This is a genomic window from uncultured Holdemanella sp., assembly GCF_934754935.1.
GTDB lineage: Bacteria > Bacillota_I > Bacilli_A > Erysipelotrichales > Erysipelotrichaceae > Holdemanella.
Genome location: NZ_CAKVJB010000023.1, coordinates 1 through 18692 on the forward strand (window position 1 = coordinate 1; position 18692 = coordinate 18692).

The following is an 18692-nucleotide window of genomic DNA, read 5'->3' on the forward strand; positions in this document are numbered from 1 at the left end:
AACTAAAAAATCTAGTTATTTGATATTTTCAAACTTTTTCATAAATAATACTTGAATTTTATATAGTTAGCTTTTTCATTAATCTTCTGTTACAAAGTAGATTGCTGCTTCAGCTGCAGTATGGTTAGCACCAACAATGATGTCTCTATTATCTTCATGTACAACACATAGGTTGGCTGGTCCTACACCTTTATCGACCATTGTGACTTTATATTCGCCATCTTCATATGTAACGACAAATAATTCGCAGTCTTTTCTTCTGACACCACATACAAATGCATTTTGACCTGCTAGTTTAGCACCGACTAAGGCATGCGCAAAATCAATTTCATTATCGTATTGCCATACTTTCTTATATTCACTTCCATCTTTCTTATAGATTTGAATTGTATTTCCATGGAACTCTTCAATTGTCATGATTTCATCCTGACCATCTCCATCAATATCGATTGTGGCAATCTCACCAATATGTCCTGATAGAATTGGTTCTACTTTCCATTGTCCACCACGTTTTTCTGGTGCACTTACACGTAAGATTCCTTGATCACTACCAAAGTATCCAACATCTTTACCATCTTCTTTTGTTTGCCAGAAACCATGGTTACGATATAATCCATCACATAATACTTCTAGTTCAACTCCAGTACTTGGATCTTCTGGTAATTCAGCTACATAGATTCTTCCCGGAACACTCCAGTCATTCTTTTCTTTTTTAGAAGTAGCTACTGTAGCTAGGATCAAATAGTTGATTCCATTCTGGTTAAAGATTCCAAAACGATGAACATAAGGTACGGATACTACATCTTTGAATTGCCATGTTCCATTGTCATATTTTCCCCATACGATCTTTGCCAAAGATGGAGTCACCTTTAAATAGAATTCTTGAACACAAAGAAATTCTTTTTCTTTTCCAGGAATTGGAACGATCGACATACATCCACCTGGATGTGTCCATACATTTTCTTTTGTCTCATAGTCTTTTCCATAGTACATATTACATGCGACATCCGGATCTTCACTGGCCAATAAAATGTGGTTTTGTCCATCGAAATAAATATTACTTGCACAATAGCAACGGTACATATCATCTAGTTTTTTCTTAACAATTTTCATGATTTTCTCCTCTTTTTAGGTAATTTTGGGTATAAGAAAAGCTGCATAAACGCAGCTTTCATTTTTTTATTATTTTACTGCGAATTGGTTTGATTTATCCAATTTCAATATCGAAATCAACTTTCAATTCTTCGTCTTCAGATTCAGCTTCTACTGGTCTAGCTGGTTTTAAAACAGATACGATAACTGCTGTAACCATAGCACCGATTAAGTAAGCTGCAACCCATAATAGTGGATTACTTGTTAATGGAATTGAGAATACACCTCCATGTAATACTGGACATGTTACTCCCCAAGCTAAAACCAATCCATGGGCAACTCCAGATCCAATTGTAACAGCTGGAATAACTCGTTTTGGATCATTAAATGCGAATGGTAAAGCACCTTCTGTTACCTGGCATAATGACATTGCGATAGCAACTTTTGCATCTTCTCTTTCTTCTGCAGTATATTTCTTTGGAGTTAAAATCAAAGCAGAGATTGCCATTCCTAAAGGTGGAGCCATGGCAGCTGCGTTCTTACCAGCAGCAGGTCCCCAAACACCACTAGCAGCAAATGCACTTACTACTGAGAAACAAATCTTATTAACAGGACCTCCCATGTCAAATCCTGTCATACAACCCATCAAGAATCCAAGAATAAATTTAGATCCTGTGTTCATTCCCATAAAGAAATCTACGATAATTTGAGTTAAAGCAGCTAAAGGTGGTCCAAAGACAAACATAATCAATAATGTAGCAACAATTCCTGATAATACTGGATAAATAACAATTGGATACATAGATTTCAAAGCTTTTGAATCTGGGAATTTTTCTTGCATCCAAAGAATCATCATACCAATCAAGAATCCACAAATTAAAGCACCTAAGAATGAAGCTTTTACTTGTGTTGATAAATAACCTGCAACTACACCTGGTGCAATACCTGGTTTACCACAAATTGAATAAGCAACACCTGCACATAATACAGACATCATTAATCCAAATGCTGCATTACCTGCTGAAATAAATGCATAACCTAATGTACCTTGTACATCAACATTTCCACATAAACGAGCGATTGCCGTACAGAATCCACCAATTACGATGACTGGAATCATATATGAGATACCTGTCATACAATGGCTTTTAAAATTTTTAAAAACATCTTTAAACATTTTTTACTCTCCTATATTATTTTATATTTTCATTGAAGGACATGTTCTATTCATATATAATGAACTTGGTTAAATTAACCAAAGAACGATTTTATGCGAAGAACAATTAAAAGGTGCTCGCCAAAGTTTCTTTTATCTTCAATGAAGATCGTTTTTTTTTACTTTTTTGCGCTTAATTTTTCTTCAATTTTCTTTAATAAATGTTCTGGTGATTTAATAGCTGTTGAAACAGGAACCTTAACAACTGGTTTTCCTTTAAAACGTTCTGTTCCAGAAACTGCAACATCAGTAGCTAATAAAACACAATCTGCTTCTTGAATATCTTGATCTGTTAGAGCAAACTCAATTCCACCACTTCCTTGAGTTTCAATTTTTACGCTCCATCCAAGTTTTTTACCTGTTTCAAGCAATTTTTCTCTTGCCATATATGTGTGTGCAATACCACAAGTACATGAAGTAATTCCTACGATTTTCATTATTTATTTTCCTCTTTTCTTCTTGTAAATTCATCAAAATATGATTCAAACAATTTAAAGAATTGTTCTTTTGTTTCACATCCCATTAAAGCATCCACATGCTCTTTATATGCCAATACACTTGCTAGTTGTGCTAACATTTGTAAATGTGTTTTTTCCAATTCATTTGTTGGAGCAGCTAATAAGAAAATCAATCGAACTGGTTGATCATCTAAGCTTTCCCATTCTACCGGATTTTTAACTTTAGCAATCGCAACACTTGCTTTGTTTACCTGGTCCGTTAAACCATGAGGAATAGCTATTTGATTTCCCATTCCTGTTTCACCAATTTGTTCTCTTTCATATACTGCTTCTTTGAATTTTTCTAAGTCTTTTACTCTTCCATTTTCATAAAGCAATGAACATAATTGATGAATTACTTCATCTTTACTAGATGCTTCCATTTCCAAATCAATTAAATTGACATCTAAAATTTCTATCAAATTCATACAATTAACCTTTCATTTTATTCGTTATTTTTACTTGCATTGATCAATAATTCATACAACTCTTTTTCACAACTACATTTATGTACTTGTTCAATTATTGATTCACTATTTAACGTTTTATACAACCAACTCATCTGCATTACGTTTTTCGCATCTACTTTTGCCACAGCAAGCAAAACTATAAAGTTTACTTTTTGTGTGTTCCAGAAAATCGGATTATCTAATTTGTAAAAAGCAATTTGCGTTCTTTTCACTGCTTCATGGAACCCATGTGTTAAGATAATTCCATTTCCGATTTCTGTAGATCCCATTGTCTCTCTTTTTAGTACACTCTCTAAGAAATAAGGAGTAACAGCTCCACATAACTGCAAGCGCTTTGTCATTTCCTGCAAAACTGTTAATCGATCTGTATGTCCATGTTCAACCATCACCGTTTGAAGTGAGAAGTTATTTTTATTCACTGTTGGATTTCCATAAATGAAAGTCCTAATTCTTTGTATGTCTGTCTCACTTAACAATGGATTAATTTGTAAATAAGGTTTAGAAACATTTAATTTTACAGTCGATAAAATGTAATTGCAATTTTCAATTGCCTGTGAATCTTCTGAAGAACAATGAATAAATGTTACATTTGGAAAATTCTCCTGCAATTTAACAGATAAGAATCTAGAAACTCCAACACCCATTGTACAAACTATCGCAACTTGTTGTTTTTCCATTGGTTGATCTACAGCCAAAGAAATATGTAAAGCAACATATGCGATTTCTTCTTCACTAACTGTCACATTTAAAAATTTTTCAAATGAAGAATTGATAATTGTAGCCAATAAGAAGGATCCTGCATAATTTGTTTTTATTTCTCCTAATAATGGATTATATAAATTAAATCCATATTTTAATCGATACACTGTTGGCAACAAATGTAAAATCAATGATTGTTTAAACATCTTATTTTGTTTTAAATCTAAAGCAACTATTTTATCTAGATTACAAATAAAATCATCACTTATATTTTCCGCCAATGATCTTAAATCGCTTAAGAAATCATTATTTATGAAAGCAGGTTCATTTAAGTACATTCCAAATAAATGCATCAACAAGTAATTCGATTCAGCTTTTGGAATATCACAATGAATATACTCTGATAATTCATAAATTAATTGTTCGAATTCTTCTTTATAAGAATGAGATTCTTCTTGTAATTCATCACAATCCGACATTTCTAATTCTTTATTTTTAAGAATACGAATTACCATGATTGAAGCATGAAACGCCAAGTTATTTATGTTCATTTCATTCAAATTCATTCCATATTTGTCATTCCAATCAGATACAATATCTTCGATTTTTTTAAAATCTACATTTAAATATGTCTCCAAGAACGATTCAATAGATAAATTTCGAGTATTTAAATCATTAGCTAGACTTCCAACCGCATTACGAATATTTTCTTCGCTGCCTTTAACATACAATCCATTGTTTGCATTTCTAGATAACTCTAACTGATGTTTTCCCAACCATTTAGAAACTGCAGACAAGTCTTTTTCAATAGTAGAACGACTTACATATAATTCATCCGCAAATTTATCGGGATAAATTTTGCTATTTCCTAGTAAAATTTGTACCAATATACAACCTATTCTATAATCTTTTGAATATGTATTTACTGTACTATTTTGTTGATCTACATTTAGAAATAATGCAACCTTATCCTCTTTTGCTCCTTGAATCCAAACGCCTACATGAGGCTTTTTTTCAAGACACAAATGATGAACCAGTAATTCCGTTTCAATTTTTGCTAAATCAGACCGAATTGTTCGACTACTTACATCCAACATTTCAGCTAATTCCGTCGTAGTAAGTGGCTTTTCGGATTTTAAAAGAATTCGTATTAATTCTTCTTGTCTATTCATAGACTATTCACCCGAGGGATAGTTACAATTAATGGATCTTTGAACGAATATTGACTACCTTTATATTTCAGTACATCTTTACGTTCTAAACCATGTAAAATTTTAACCAAATCACCATAGCGATATACAAAATATGCTAAAGCTATAGCTAAGATCCCTAAACAAATGGCTGCTAACCATACTATATTAAATAGACAAGCTACAATTCCAACAAATCCAAATGTATTTTTTAAATATGTCATTGTTGTATTCCATGTAACATGTATATCTTTTCCTTCTTTTTCAATCTTATAAAACCACATAGGCACTCCTTTACTTTGACTGAGCTTTGTGTCCTCCTACTTCATCACGTAAAGAGGCAATCACTTTAGCTGAGAATGAATCATCTTGTTTTGAACGTAAACGCATCATTAATGATGTTGAGATTACAGGAATTGGAACACCTAATTCACAAGCGGATTCAATTGTCCAACCTGTTGTTTTACTTGCTCCAACAACACCTTTGATTTTTGATAAATCTGGATCTTTCTTGAATGCATCCGCTGCAAGTTCAAGTAACCATCCACGAATTACACTTGATTTACTCAAAGAATCTGCGACATTTTGTAAATCGTAATCAAATTCACTCTTTTCCAATAATTCAAATCCTTCACCTAATGTTTGCATATATCCATATAGCATTGCATTGTGAATCATTTTCAAATAGTGACCACTTCCAGTTTTTCCTGTATACAAGCATCCGTTTGTAGTAGCAATACTTTCCAACATTTCTTGAAGTTCATTTTTAAATACGTCTGGATTTCCTCCACACATAAAGCTTGCTCCATGTCTTGCTCCATAAACTCCACCGCTTGTTCCAATGTCAAAGAAGTAAATTCCTTTCTCTTCCATCAATTGAGCTGTTTTCAAGCTGTCTCTATGATCTGAGTTTCCACCATCAATTACAATGTCATTTGCGTTACATAATTCTACTAATTGATGTAACACTGAATTCGTAATTTTACCAGCAGGTAACATTACCCAAATCACATTTTTTTCATCTTTAGAAGCTACATCCTCTAAAGATGCGTACGTCTTAATATTTTCTGATTCAGCCTTTTGACGAGCTTCTTCGTTAACATCAAATCCTTCAACATCTACACCGTGTTCTTTCATGTTCAATGCAAGATTTAAGCCCATTTTACCAAGACCTACCATTTTTAATTTCATGACGTACCCTCCTTTCTTTTGATCCATATGTCTTTTGACAGGTACATCATAATAAAAAATGTAAGCGCTGTACATAAATCGAGCTTTTATTCATCCGATTCGTGTTTCCACATTTGTTTTTCCACATTCATGATGATTTCCGCAAAGTGATTTCCACATTAAGTCAAAATCAATCATATATAGTATGATATACTATATAAAAATTAGCAAATTATAAGGCTTGCTAATATAACCGGTTTTATATTGCTGATTATATTACATGAAAAGAGGAATTTTATGAAAATTATACAATCTTCAGTTATAGACAATATAAAAGTAAACTTAGAATCCTTATTCCCAGCTGAAAAAAAAGTAGCTCAATATATTCTTGAACATCTAAATGAGGTAATTTTTTTAAATATCTCAGAATTGGCTACTAATTCAAATTCAAGTGAATCTTCCGTTGTAAGAATGGCTAAACATTTAGGATACAATGGATACTTTCAAATGAGATTACTTCTTTCAAATGACATTAGCAAAAAAGATAAAGATATTTTGAGTAATCAGCCTTTATTAACGAGTGAAAAAATATTTAGTTCCTGTGCAAATCGTATTCAGTCTTTATCAAATATGATAAGTACAGAACAATTAGTCAAAGCTGCAAAATTGATTCAAAATGCTCGCATTTGCCATATCACTAGTATTGGAAACACCATTCCAGTTGCAATTGATCTAGGATTTCGTTTAGAAAGAAATGGACAAGCTTGTACATATTCAAATCAGCCAGAACAATACTATAATCACATTGCATTAGGCCATAAAGATGATTTACTAATCGCTATTACTCGCTCTGGTGCATCAAAACAAGTCTTAAAATCAATATCTTTAGCCGAGAAAAAAGGAATGAAGATTCTTATCATTACAGCCTCCTTGAATGAAGAATTCACTAAAAAAGCAGACTGTATTCTTCAAATTAACGATACAAATGAGATAATAAATCAAAAAGTCCGTGCTGATTCTCACCTGCTAGAAATTGCTTTAAACGATGCTTTAATTTATGTTGTTAAGAATTATCTTCTTTTTGATAATAGTTTTGAGCAATCTCAAAATCTAAATGAAGTAGAGCTTTTATTAAGCGAAACAAAGCTATAAAGAGATGAAATATTATTTCGTTCATCTCTTTTTTTATTGACATATATGAAATTTATTTCTATACTGAAGTTGGAATTAGCTAATCCATAAAATTATATTTCACGAGGAGATTAAATAATATGCTTGTAACAATGAAAGAAATTTTACTCCATGCTAAAGAGAACAATTATGGAGTTACTGCACCAAATATTCAAAATGAAGATATGGCTAGAGCTGTCGTTCGTGTTGCAGAAAAATGCAATGCCCCTATGATTATTGACATTAATTCATGGGTACATCCAGATATTCCATGGCTAGTAAACTTTTGTAGAGATTTAGCAATACGCTCTACTGTACCAATCGCCATTAATTTAGATCATGGAAAAAACTATCATGATATGATTTTAGGAATTCGTTCAGGATTTACATCTATTATGGTTGATCGTTCAAGTTTACCTTACGAAGAAAATGTTGCTCAAACTAAAGAAGTGGTAAAAATGTGTCATGAATTAAATATCAGTGTTGAAGCTGAATTAGGACATGTTGGTCAAGGCGAACAATATGACACAGATGGAATTTCTAATCTTACTGTACCTGAAGAAGCTGCACAATTTATTAAAGAAACAGGAGTAGATTGTTTGGCTGTTGCAATTGGAACAGCTCATGGACGATATAGTGGTGTTCCACATATTGACTTTGATCGTTTGGCAAAAATCGTGGAGCTTTGTCCAGGCACTCCATTAGTACTTCACGGAGGTTCTGGTACAGGCGATGACAATTTAAAAAAGGCTATTCATAGTGGTATCCAAAAAGTGAATTTAGCAACTGAACTTGTTGTTGCTGGAAGAGATTCACTTGCAGAATTCATTCAAAATCCAAAATTTGATAAATGGGAATTAATGCCTTCATTTATTAAAGGATATTCAGATAAATTAGAACATTATGTACGTTTATTTGATCAAGTAGATAAGGCTTGGTAAGGAGGAATTAAATATGATACGTTTTAATGAAGCTTGTGGAAATGCCGGGAAAGTAGTTGCTGCTAGATTATTACCTGATACTGATTTAATTGAAGGAATCGAAGAAATTTGTAAAAGCAATCAAATAAAATACGCTTATGTTTCTTGTTTTGGTAGCTTTAAAAAATGTGGATATATGTATTTGGTTCCTAAATCAACTGCCAAAGTAAAAGCAGGTTATGGAGATATTATCACTAAAGAGGGTCCTATTGAATTTCTAAATGGAACAGGCGTTGTTTGTCAAAATAACAATAAATACGACACTCACTTTCATGCAACTATGTGCGATCAAAATGGAACAGTATTTGGCGGCCATATTGTCAAAGGACATACACCTGCATTAACTACAGTCGATTTAATAATTATGGAAATCAAAGATGTAGAAATGCTACGAGTATATGATGAAGAAACAGATTTAACGCAGTTTCTTCCACAAAAATGAAGTTAGCTGTTATAGCGGATGATTTTACCGGTGGAGCTGATGCGGCTAGTTTTTTAAAAAGGAAAAATGCGAAAGTTGTTCTAGTAACAAAAATACCACATGAACAGGTAGATTGTGATTGTTTGGTATTTGCATTAAAAATACGTAGTATCCCTAAAACCGAAGCAATAGAATCTGTGAAACAGGTTTGCGAATATTTAAAATCGCATCCCGTTGAACACCTATACTATAAATATTGTTCCACATTTGATTCTACTCCTAAAGGAAATATAGGGCCTATATTAGACTTTTTACTTGAGCACTATCATTTAAATAGGTGTATCATTTGTCCTTCATTACCGGAAAATGGAAGAACAGTTGAAAATGGTATCTTATATGTAAATGGTATAAAGTTAGCAGAAAGTCCGTTAAAAAATCATCCTCTAAACCCCATGTGGGATTCATACATTCCGAATTTAATGAAAGAACAAAGCAAATATCCTTGCCTAATTCTTAACAGAGAATCATTTGATTCTTATTATGATAATTACTCAAACAAAGATAAACATTATATTATTCCTGATTATGTAAATAACGATGATGCGCAACATATCGTCAAGTTATTTCATAAAGATTATCTTTTTAGCGGTGGAAGTGGTTTACTCGAACACCTGTTTCAATTTCAAAATGACGAACATGTTTTTTCTGCAAAACATGCTAGAAAAACAATAGTATTATGTGGAAGTTGTTCTAAAGCCACAAAATCACAAATTGAAGCATGGATAAGTAAAGGCAAAACTTCCTACGCAATTAACCCAGATTCTAATATTGAAGAGCTTTACTCTTACATTCAAGAAACAGATGATGAAATTCTATTTTATAGCGATGCTGTCTTTAGAAATTTAACCAACACAAGCAGAGACTCTACATTCTACTCGAACGCAAAAAAAATAGAATCCATTCTCTCAAAATTAGGTATCTGTGCTTATAAAAATAACTTTGATCGACTTATCGTTGCAGGCGGAGAGACATCCGGAGCTATTACATCTGCACTAAATTTCACTTCATTTTACATTGGAAAAGAAATTGCACTTGGCGTTCCTGTATTAATTCCAACAAATCAACCGAATTTTCATTTAATTTTGAAATCAGGAAATTTTGGAAATAAAGAATTCTTTTTAGAAGCATTGGAGGAATAAATTATGGATGAAGAATTGAAATTACAATATGAAGAAGCCATTTGGACTGCAAAAGCATTATTTCAGCACGGAATCATTACCGGTACTACAGGTAATATTAGCTTTCTTCATAATGAAAAAATGTATATCACAAAAAGTGGTAGTTGTCTTGGCAAATTAGATAAGGATAGCTTCGCCATAACTGATTTAAATGGAAATATATTATTTAATAAACCTAGCAAAGAATATATTATGCATTTAGCTTTATATAATTCAAATGAAACATATAAAGCAATCATTCATACGCATAGTTTTTATACTACTTTATTAAGTTATAATAATCATTCGTATATTGACACTCCTTATATGAAATTAAAGAATGAAAAGCTAAAATATATAGATTATTATCCACCTGGATCAAAAGAATTATTCTCAGCAGTTGATAAAACCATAGAAGAAAACAACGATACATATATTTTAGAAAAACATGGAATCATTTGTGCTAAAGATACTTTATTATCCGCCTTCGGAGCCATTGAAGAAATAGAATATAGCGCTAAGTTATCTTTTCTATTAACTCAAGAAAATTAAAACAGGTCGCCTTATAGGGTTAGACCTGTTTTTACTTTATCTAGATAAATTTGTACTCTTAGAATTCATGATCTTAAATACATCATCTTCTGTGACAACATTAAAATCATGTTGAATCATAAGCTTTAATACACTAGCACTGATTGCGAAATCCACTGTCTTTTGTGGATCAAATCCATTGATTAGTCCATGTACAAATGCAGCTCCATACGCATCTCCTGCACCTACTGCTTCTAAACTATGAACTGTATGAATTGGACTTTCATAGAATGTACCATCTACATAATAGATTCCCATCCATTCTCCATCTTCTACTGTACGAATATTTCTTAATACACTAGTCACACTCTTCACGTTAGGGAATTGACGAGTGATTTCTAACATACCCTCTTTATAAGTATCAATCTGATCAATACCTGTAGATAAGTCTCCATCAAAAGCATGAATTCCAAGTGTTGCTTCAAAATCTTCATCATTGGCAATACATACATCTACATACTGCATCAAATCACGCATCACAACCTGAGCTTGTTCTTTAGACCACATTTTTCCACGATAATTTAAATCGCAAACTACTTGAATATCCTTTTCCTTACAATACTTCAAAGCATTCTTTAAAGATTGACAAACACTATCACTTGCGGCTGGTGTTACACCTGAAAAATAGAAAATATCACCTGGCTCTAAGATATCTTCCCATTTATAATCCTCTACATCCGATTGTGAAAAAGCACTATAAGCACGGTCATACACAACATTTGTGCTACGAATATTACTTCCTTTTTCAAAGAAATAAATACCCAATCTTTCTCCACCTCTAACCAAATAATCCGTATTTACACCATAGTGACGAACTGCACTCAACGCAGACATTCCTACTGGATTGTTTGGCACTTTCGATACAAAAGCACATTTATCTTCAAACATGGCTAGGCTCACAGCAACATTGGCTTCTGCACCACCATAACTCGCCTCAAAAACATCACTTTACATAATTCGCAAGTTTTCTGGTGTCTTTAAACGAAACATGATTTCTCCAAAAGTTACTACCTTCATAACATATATCCTCTGTAAACATGACTATTACAGCATTTTTTTCTTTTAAATTATGTGGAATTATGGAATGTGTAGCACTCTACTTGTCAAAGTGCTAATAAGGTGTATAATGTAATCAATTTCTTAAGGAGGAACACTCATGAATAAACAAAAGAAACCTTTATATAGATATTACATGATTATATTGATTGTCATTATGGCTTTAAACCTTATCATATTTCCTATGTTTCAACAATCCAAGCTTGAAACAACCAATTACTCGGATTTCTTAAATAAGATTGAAGAAAAGAAAGTAGATACGGTTCAAATTGAAGATCACAATATTTATTACACACTAAAGAAAGACTCAACAGATAAAACTTATAAAACAGGTGTTATGAACGATTCAGATTTAGTCAATCGATTGGATAAATCCGGAGCTAAGTTTGGACAAGTCTATCAAGAACAAATGAATCCAATCCTATCTAGTTTAATTTCCTTCTTCTTACCATTAATCATTTTTTGGGCATTTGGCGCATGGATGTTTAAGCGTATGCAGAAAAAAATGGGTGGAGATGATCAAATGTCATTCACCCAAGGATCTGGCTTTGGTCTAGGCAATCTAGGAAAGAGCAATGCCAAAGTCTATGTTGGTGAACAAACTGGAAAAACATTTAACGACGTTGCTGGACAAGAAGAAGCGAAAGAAAACCTACAAGAAATTGTGGACTTCTTAAACAACCCAGCTAAATATAAAGAGATTGGTGCCAAGATGCCAAAAGGAGCCTTATTAGTAGGTCCTCCTGGAACCGGTAAAACACTACTTGCCAAAGCCGTTGCTGGTGAGGCTGGCGTTCCATTCTTCTCGATTTCAGGTAGTGAATTCGTAGAAATGTTTGTTGGTAGAGGAGCCGCTAAAGTGCGTGACCTATTCAAACAAGCTCGTGAAAAAGCTCCTTGTATTGTATTTATTGATGAAATTGATACCATTGGTAAAAAACGTGATGGCGCAGGTATGAATGGCAATGATGAGCGTGAACAAACATTAAACCAATTACTTGCCGAAATGGATGGATTTGATGGTTCCAAAGGAGTTGTATTACTTGCCGCCACAAACCGTCCAGATTCATTAGACCCAGCATTAACGCGTCCTGGTCGATTTGACAGAAGAATTCCAGTTGAACTTCCAGATCTTGCTGGTCGTGAAGCCATTCTTAAATTACATGCCAAAGACATCAAATGCTCAAACAACATTGACTTTAACGTTATCGCTAGAGCGAGTGCTGGAGCTAGTGGTGCAGAACTTGCCAACATTATCAACGAAGGTGCTTTATTAGCTGTTCGTGATCATCGTAAAACGGTTGTTCAAAAAGACTTAGAAGAAGCCATTGAAATCGTTATTGCGGGTGAACAAAAGAAGGGTGCCGTTATTTCAAACAAAGAAAGATTGATTGTTTCTTATCACGAAATAGGACATGCACTAGTCGCTGCCAAATGTAAAAATACAGCTCCCGTTCATAAGATCACAATTATTCCTCGTACAAAAGGTGCTTTAGGCTACACTATGCAAGTAGAAGAAAATGAACAAAACCTATTATCAAAAGAAGAAGCTTTCCAGAAAATTATGGTGTATACAGGTGGTCGTTGTGCTGAAGAATTGATTTTTAATTCGATCACAAGTGGAGCGAGCAACGATATTGAACAAGCTACTAAACTTGCCAGAGCCATGATTACACGACTAGGTATGTCCGATGAATTTGGTATGACAGCCTTAGAAACAGTAAACAACCAATATTTAGGTGGCGATACATCTCTAGCTTGTTCAAATGAAACAGCTACTAAGATTGATGAAGCAACCATCGCATTAATTAAAAAAGCGCATGACGAGGCTTATCAAATTCTAGAAGACAATAAGATGAAGCTACATGAACTAGCTAAATTCTTATATGAAAGAGAAACTATTACGGGTGAAGAATTTATGTATATCTTAAATAAGCCGGCTGAAATCCCAGCACAAACAAATAAAGATTAAGATGTGTGTAATGCACATCTTTTTTTAATATAATGTATTGCGAGTTTTTGCATTACATTATATTTTGTTTGATAAAAGTTTTATCACATTGTATAATTTTAATATAATGTATTGCGAGTTTTGACATTACTTTATACTAGGAGGATTTATGGAAATTCAAAGAAATCTATATTTGCAAAAATTGATTGCTTGTCAACATGACGGACAAATCAAAGTCATCACAGGCCTGAGAAGATGCGGAAAATCGTTTCTACTTTTCCATCTTTTTAAAAATTATCTATTAGATAACGGCATTGATAACCAACAAATTATCACTTTTGAATTGGATCAGATGAAAGACATTCAATATCGAAACCCCATTGAACTTTCAAAGAAAATCCATAGTATTGTTGACAATACGACACAACAATATTATCTATTCATTGATGAAGTACAAATGTCCGATGAAGTAAATAATCCTTATAATCCAAAAGGAAAAAAAATTTCTTTCTATGATATGTTAAATGACTTAAAAGAACTATCAAATTTGGATATTTATGTAACTGGCAGCAATTCTAAAATGCTTTCTAATGATATCTTAACGGAGTTTAGAGGTCGTAGTGATGAAATAAAAATTCATCCTTTCTCCTTTTCGGAATATTATTCATTTGTTGGTGGAGATAAAGAGGAGGCATTTGACAATTATTCGTTTTATGGTGGAATGCCTTTTCTACTCACAAAACAAGACGAAACCTCCAAGATTGAATATCTAGAAAACTTATTTAAAGAAGTGTATATTCGAGATATTGTAGAACGCAAACATATTGAAAGAGAAGATATTTTAAGTTCTATTATTGATTTATTATGCTCGTCTGTAGGTTCTTTAACAAATCCATCTAAAATCACTAAAGTTATCAATTCCAAACAACAACGCAGCGGAAAAGATATTGTTTATCTTCCCACAATTAATAAATATATTGATTTTTTAGAAGATTCTTTTCTTTTTAAAGAGGCTTTGCGGTTTGATGTAAAAGGAAAATCTTATTTAGATTTCCCAAAAAAATACTATTGCGAAGATATAGGATTGCGGAATGCAAGAACCGGCTTTCGACAAATTGAAATGCCGCACATTATGGAAAATATCTTATACAATGAATTAATCATTCGTGGATTTAAAATCGACGTGGGCGTGGTCTACGAAAACATTAAAACGGAAAAAGGAAACTATCGAAAAGTAGCTAGAGAAATCGACTTTATTATTCAAAAAGGAATGAAAAAATATTATATTCAATCCGCTTATGCAATGGAAAATGAAGAGAAAGTATATTCTGAATCACGTTCACTAAACATTACTGGAGACAGTTTTCCAAAAATTATTGTCAGAAGAGATATTCGTAAACGTTTTTATGATGAAAATGGAATTTTAAACATTGGCCTAATTGATTTTTTATTATCAGACAATGTTCTTTAATATAATATATTACAAGTTTTGATATTATATTATAGCAAATGCAGGGTTGAAAGCCCTGCATTTTTAATATTCTTCTTTTAAAAGAAAATCAGCCAAGTATATTATTTTTACACCTTCTATATTGCCTGTTGATAATTCATCTAAAGTAACCACATATTTTGGATAATTATCTCTTATTTCTTCATCACAAACATCTAATCTTGTGCGTAATACATTAAATAGAAGGATATCATTTACTCTTCATCTTTTTTGCATTGTTTTAAAGCATCAATTAATTTTGTCTCATCCAAAGGCTTAGCCAAATGCATATTCATGCCCGCAATTTTACTATTGAGCATATCTTCCACAAATGCATTCGCACTCATCGCAATGATTGGTATTTCTTTGGCATCCAATCGTTTTAATGAACGAATCTTTCTTGTCGCATCCAAACCATTTAGTTTTGGCATCATGATATCCATTAAAATAAAATCAAATTCATTTATTTGACTCTGCTCAAACATACTTACGACTTCTAGTCCATCCTTAGCACATGTAACTTGAATACCATTTCGTTCTAACATATATTTAACGATTTCCATATTCAAATCATTATCTTCTGCTACAAGTGCATGTAATCCTTCTAAAGAAACTGATTCTATAAATTTAGCCTTGTTTTCAATTTGTTTTCCCAACTTAAAAGGAATCTGAATATAGACAGTTGTACCTACTCCCTTTTCACTTTCCAAATAAATTTCACCATGCATGTAATCCACAAGCTTTTTGGCAATAGGCAAGCCAAGACCTGTACCCTGATATGTAGATCTACTTGAACTATTTTCTTGTGCAAACAAATCAAAGGCATGTTTAATAAAATCTTGACTCATTCCAATACCATTATCTTTACATCTAAATTCTAAAAGCGATGTCGAATCATCTAAATATTTCTCATTCATCCATGCATGGATTTCTCCATTTTCCGGTGTAAACTTAACGGCATTCTGTACAACAATCATCAGTATTCGTGAAAGATAGATTGGATATCCTCTAAAATGAGAATGACTTAACTGACCTTCATACCAATCTAAAATATATTGAATATTCTTATCTTGTGCCAATTGCTGAGCTTCTATATTAATATTTCCCAATAGTTTAGTTACATCAAAATCCGCTTCTTCTTCTGTAAAATGATCACTTTCTAAATCATTCATATCCAAAACGTCATTGACTAAAGAAATCAAATAATCTAAAGACTGATGAATCTTATTTCGAGTCGATTTTTGAAGTTCTAAATCATCCGGATTTTGATCTGCCATATGAAGCATACCAGAAATGCCATTTAAAGGCGTACGCATATCATGAGACATATTCTGTAAGAATCGAGTTTTTATTTTTGCCTCACGCTTAGCCTGTTCGGCTTCAAAGAATAAATTTAATTCTTTACGCTTTGTTTCACTGATTGTACGAATCGTTGCGATGGCCTGTAAAACTTTTCCATTCTCATCTCTTTTACGAACAATATAACGCAACTTATGCCAGTTTCCATCTGCCATTCGATATTCAGCTAAAATATCATCTTCTTTTTCAAGTCGTGAAGCTAATGTTTTTATATCCACAAATTGATGTATGATATTTCGATATTCTGGTGCAACCTCTTGTTCGCAAACCTCATACATCCTTTTCGATGCACAACCCGTCTTAGGAATAATCTCACTTCCAGAAATTCTTTCATATGTATCTTCTACTAAATCCAATTGATAAATTGAACTATAACTTTTTGCGATTGTATTAATCGTTTCATTGCTTCTCTTCGTCTCTTCTAAGGCATCCTGCAACCTTTTCTGTGCTGCTCTTTCTTTTTCAATAATGTCATCAATATAGCGGAATCCTAATAATACGTGACACGACTCTTCATCTTCGCTTACTTTAACTACTTTTGTTTCAAAATATTGATGATTCTGTGCATTTGGATGACTACGATAATGCTGCGTTAGACTTGCTTGATTCTTTAACAAAATCTTTAAATTATCTTTTGAAAACCACCATAAAAATTCAGGCTGCTCCTCTTTAGGAATATAGTGCATCGCATATTGATAAGCATATTCATAAAAATCTTTATATTCCAAATAATTTTTGATCAATTCACTCGCATTCGATTTATCTCGAATATGAACGGGTTCAAATTTACCACTGTTAACTTCCAAATAATAAATAGCTGTAAAGTCAGAGCTTAGACTTTCTAGAATTTGTTTCTCTTCTTCCAATCGATCATTTCTTTCTTTTTCCTGTTGGACAATATCATTCACCAATTTAAATCCCAACACAAAATCATCTGTCTCTTCAGATATTTGTGCAAAACAAGCCTGGAAGTAATCTACGACTCCATTATATTCTCTTTGAAAAACAACAGGATATACTTTTTCTTTCTTAATTTGTTCACGAACAACGCGATAATCCACTCGTCTTAAGAACTCTTCTCGATCTTCTTCACGTACATAATGTAAAGCATACTCTTCCATGCTCTTTTGATAATTATTTGTTTCGGCAAACTCCTCAATGGCCTCTTGTGCAATATGATCTCCTTTTTTTGACTGTTGACACAACTCTACCGTTAAATCCTGATTAACTACCCATACCGTGACATATTCATGAGTCAAACCAGAAATAAAGCGTTGTTGAAGAAGGTTTTTTTCTTTATGTTTATGAATATCAATAAAGAAGCCACATACACTCACAATCTTTCCTTTTTCATTTAAAACAGGCTTTCCAATCGCACGATACCAACGATATTGTTTGTCTTTATTCTGAAGACGATACTCTACCTCATATGTTGCAGTTGAATCTTTCGAATCATGAATATTTTTAAACTCTTCTTTCACAAGATCAATATCTTGAGGATGCATATGTTGCCACAACATAGAAAATGGAATGTGCGTCTCATTTTTGAATCCATAAAGCATCTCAGATAGGCTTTCATTTCCTATAAACTCTACCGGCCTTTCATTATCATCAAATTGAACGCGATAACGAGCCTCACCAAGCTCTCCATATAGTGCATCTTCACTATCTTCATTTGTGTATACCCATATAGAAAGATTCTCATCACTATCTGAATACCGATCAATTTTCAAACGAATTAAAGTACCATCCTTTTTACGATACGTAACATTCACTGGATTATCAGAAGCTAAAATATTATATACATAATCATAGTCCAAGACTCGATCAATCACTTCTTTATAATCACAAGCTACATATTGATCTCGATACAATTGCATCGCATCCGAATAAGAACCTTTTGCGTCTTTGACATAATCACGAAATTTTTCACTCGCTAAAACATCACGAAAACGATCTGTACTTCGATCTAAAATGAAAATCCCTGTATATTTAGGCGCAATCAATCTTAAAAATTGTTCAGCATCTCTTTTTTCTTGAAGAAGTTGGTTCATAAGTATGACCTCCTCACATTGTTACTCTAATTATAAATGACTATTTCATATTTTAAAATCTAAATCTAAC

General features: G+C 32.8%; 15 protein-coding genes and 1 pseudogene. 7 read left to right on the forward strand and 9 right to left on the reverse strand.

All coding sequences use genetic code 11. The annotated features are described in order from the left end of the window. Window positions 1–78: 78 nt before the first annotated feature. The 7 genes from Q0E86_RS07195 to gnd form a co-directional block, all read right to left on the reverse strand. Window positions 79–1113, reverse strand: a complete 1035-nt coding sequence (locus tag Q0E86_RS07195) for a hypothetical protein (RefSeq protein ID WP_118320696.1) — start codon at window positions 1111–1113, stop codon at window positions 79–81. 94 nt (window positions 1114–1207) lie between these two features. Then, window positions 1208–2269: a PTS fructose transporter subunit IIC gene (locus tag Q0E86_RS07200; protein WP_288518634.1), complete on the reverse strand. Its 1062-nt coding sequence runs from the start codon at window positions 2267–2269 to the stop codon at window positions 1208–1210. 158 nt (window positions 2270–2427) lie between these two features. Beyond that, window positions 2428–2745, reverse strand: coding sequence for a PTS fructose transporter subunit IIB (locus Q0E86_RS07205; protein ID WP_118011909.1), 318 nt, complete (start codon window positions 2743–2745; stop codon window positions 2428–2430). Next, window positions 2745–3233: a PTS sugar transporter subunit IIA gene (locus tag Q0E86_RS07210; protein WP_288518633.1), complete on the reverse strand. Its 489-nt coding sequence runs from the start codon at window positions 3231–3233 to the stop codon at window positions 2745–2747. Before Q0E86_RS07210 ends, Q0E86_RS07205 begins: the two co-directional genes overlap by 1 nt. Window positions 3234–3250: 17 nt before the next feature. Then, window positions 3251–5146, reverse strand: coding sequence for a BglG family transcription antiterminator (locus tag Q0E86_RS07215; protein ID WP_288518632.1), 1896 nt, complete (start codon window positions 5144–5146; stop codon window positions 3251–3253). Then, the gene (locus Q0E86_RS07220) at window positions 5143–5448 is read right to left on the reverse strand and encodes a hypothetical protein (protein ID WP_288518631.1); all 306 of its coding nucleotides are present in this window, start codon (window positions 5446–5448) and stop codon (window positions 5143–5145) included. Before Q0E86_RS07220 ends, Q0E86_RS07215 begins: the two co-directional genes overlap by 4 nt. Before the next feature lie 10 nt (window positions 5449–5458). Then, window positions 5459–6355 (reverse strand): phosphogluconate dehydrogenase (NAD(+)-dependent, decarboxylating), encoded by an 897-nt coding sequence (gene gnd / locus Q0E86_RS07225; protein WP_288518630.1) that lies wholly within the window; start codon window positions 6353–6355, stop codon window positions 5459–5461. A gap of 276 nt (window positions 6356–6631) precedes the next feature. Between gnd and Q0E86_RS07230 the strand changes: the two genes are divergently transcribed. The 5 genes from Q0E86_RS07230 to Q0E86_RS07250 all read left to right on the forward strand — a co-directional run bounded on the left by Q0E86_RS07230 (window position 6632) and on the right by Q0E86_RS07250 (window position 10674). After that, the gene (locus tag Q0E86_RS07230; protein ID WP_278736931.1) at window positions 6632–7486 is read left to right on the forward strand and encodes a MurR/RpiR family transcriptional regulator; all 855 of its coding nucleotides are present in this window, start codon (window positions 6632–6634) and stop codon (window positions 7484–7486) included. Between the two features lie 119 nt (window positions 7487–7605). After that, window positions 7606–8445 carry a class II fructose-bisphosphate aldolase gene (locus Q0E86_RS07235; RefSeq protein ID WP_288518629.1) on the forward strand — a complete coding sequence of 280 codons (840 nt, stop codon included), beginning with the start codon at window positions 7606–7608 and terminating at the stop codon, window positions 8443–8445. A 13-nt stretch (window positions 8446–8458) separates the two neighbouring features. Further along, on the forward strand, window positions 8459–8926 hold the full coding sequence (locus Q0E86_RS07240; protein WP_295755720.1) for a PPC domain-containing DNA-binding protein: 468 nt from the start codon (window positions 8459–8461) through the stop codon (window positions 8924–8926). Then, complete coding sequence (locus Q0E86_RS07245) at window positions 8923–10104, forward strand: four-carbon acid sugar kinase family protein (protein ID WP_295755723.1); 1182 nt, start codon at window positions 8923–8925, stop codon at window positions 10102–10104. The genes Q0E86_RS07240 and Q0E86_RS07245 overlap by 4 nt, the downstream gene beginning before the upstream one ends. Before the next feature lie 3 nt (window positions 10105–10107). Further along, the gene (locus Q0E86_RS07250) at window positions 10108–10674 is read left to right on the forward strand and encodes a class II aldolase/adducin family protein (RefSeq protein ID WP_295755725.1); all 567 of its coding nucleotides are present in this window, start codon (window positions 10108–10110) and stop codon (window positions 10672–10674) included. 36 nt (window positions 10675–10710) lie between these two features. Here the strand turns inward: Q0E86_RS07250 and Q0E86_RS07255 are convergent. Beyond that, a pseudogene (locus Q0E86_RS07255) lies at window positions 10711–11640 on the reverse strand (sugar kinase); the annotation flags it as partial. A gap of 229 nt (window positions 11641–11869) precedes the next feature. Between Q0E86_RS07255 and ftsH the strand changes: the two are divergent. Both ftsH and Q0E86_RS07265 read left to right on the forward strand, forming a co-directional pair. Continuing rightward, complete coding sequence (gene ftsH, locus Q0E86_RS07260) at window positions 11870–13741, forward strand: ATP-dependent zinc metalloprotease FtsH (RefSeq protein WP_295755727.1); 1872 nt, start codon at window positions 11870–11872, stop codon at window positions 13739–13741. A 148-nt stretch (window positions 13742–13889) separates the two neighbouring features. Further along, on the forward strand, window positions 13890–15191 hold the full coding sequence (locus Q0E86_RS07265) for an ATP-binding protein (protein WP_288518623.1): 1302 nt from the start codon (window positions 13890–13892) through the stop codon (window positions 15189–15191). A gap of 233 nt (window positions 15192–15424) precedes the next feature. Here Q0E86_RS07265 and Q0E86_RS07270 read toward each other — a convergent pair whose 3' ends face one another. Then, the gene (locus Q0E86_RS07270; protein WP_295755729.1) at window positions 15425–18622 is read right to left on the reverse strand and encodes a PAS domain-containing hybrid sensor histidine kinase/response regulator; all 3198 of its coding nucleotides are present in this window, start codon (window positions 18620–18622) and stop codon (window positions 15425–15427) included. Between the last annotated feature and the right edge of the window lie 70 nt (window positions 18623–18692).

Bases quoted from the DNA above. Each gene is read 5' to 3' on its own strand.
- Q0E86_RS07195 (WP_118320696.1), bottom strand. From the start codon at position 1,113: ATGAAAATTGTTAAGAAAAAACTAGATGATATGTACCGTTGCTATTGT.
- Q0E86_RS07200 (WP_288518634.1), bottom strand. From the start codon at position 2,269: ATGTTTAAAGATGTTTTTAAAAATTTTAAAAGCCATTGTATGACAGGT.
- Q0E86_RS07205 (WP_118011909.1), bottom strand. From the start codon at position 2,745: ATGAAAATCGTAGGAATTACTTCATGTACTTGTGGTATTGCACACACA.
- Q0E86_RS07210 (WP_288518633.1), bottom strand. From the start codon at position 3,233: ATGAATTTGATAGAAATTTTAGATGTCAATTTAATTGATTTGGAAATG.
- Q0E86_RS07215 (WP_288518632.1), bottom strand. From the start codon at position 5,146: ATGAATAGACAAGAAGAATTAATACGAATTCTTTTAAAATCCGAAAAG.
- Q0E86_RS07220 (WP_288518631.1), bottom strand. From the start codon at position 5,448: ATGTGGTTTTATAAGATTGAAAAAGAAGGAAAAGATATACATGTTACA.
- gnd (WP_288518630.1), bottom strand. From the start codon at position 6,355: ATGAAATTAAAAATGGTAGGTCTTGGTAAAATGGGCTTAAATCTTGCA.
- Q0E86_RS07230 (WP_278736931.1), top strand. From the start codon at position 6,632: ATGAAAATTATACAATCTTCAGTTATAGACAATATAAAAGTAAACTTA.
- Q0E86_RS07235 (WP_288518629.1), top strand. From the start codon at position 7,606: ATGCTTGTAACAATGAAAGAAATTTTACTCCATGCTAAAGAGAACAAT.
- Q0E86_RS07240 (WP_295755720.1), top strand. From the start codon at position 8,459: ATGATACGTTTTAATGAAGCTTGTGGAAATGCCGGGAAAGTAGTTGCT.
- Q0E86_RS07245 (WP_295755723.1), top strand. From the start codon at position 8,923: ATGAAGTTAGCTGTTATAGCGGATGATTTTACCGGTGGAGCTGATGCG.
- Q0E86_RS07250 (WP_295755725.1), top strand. From the start codon at position 10,108: ATGGATGAAGAATTGAAATTACAATATGAAGAAGCCATTTGGACTGCA.
- ftsH (WP_295755727.1), top strand. From the start codon at position 11,870: ATGAATAAACAAAAGAAACCTTTATATAGATATTACATGATTATATTG.
- Q0E86_RS07265 (WP_288518623.1), top strand. From the start codon at position 13,890: ATGGAAATTCAAAGAAATCTATATTTGCAAAAATTGATTGCTTGTCAA.
- Q0E86_RS07270 (WP_295755729.1), bottom strand. From the start codon at position 18,622: ATGAACCAACTTCTTCAAGAAAAAAGAGATGCTGAACAATTTTTAAGA.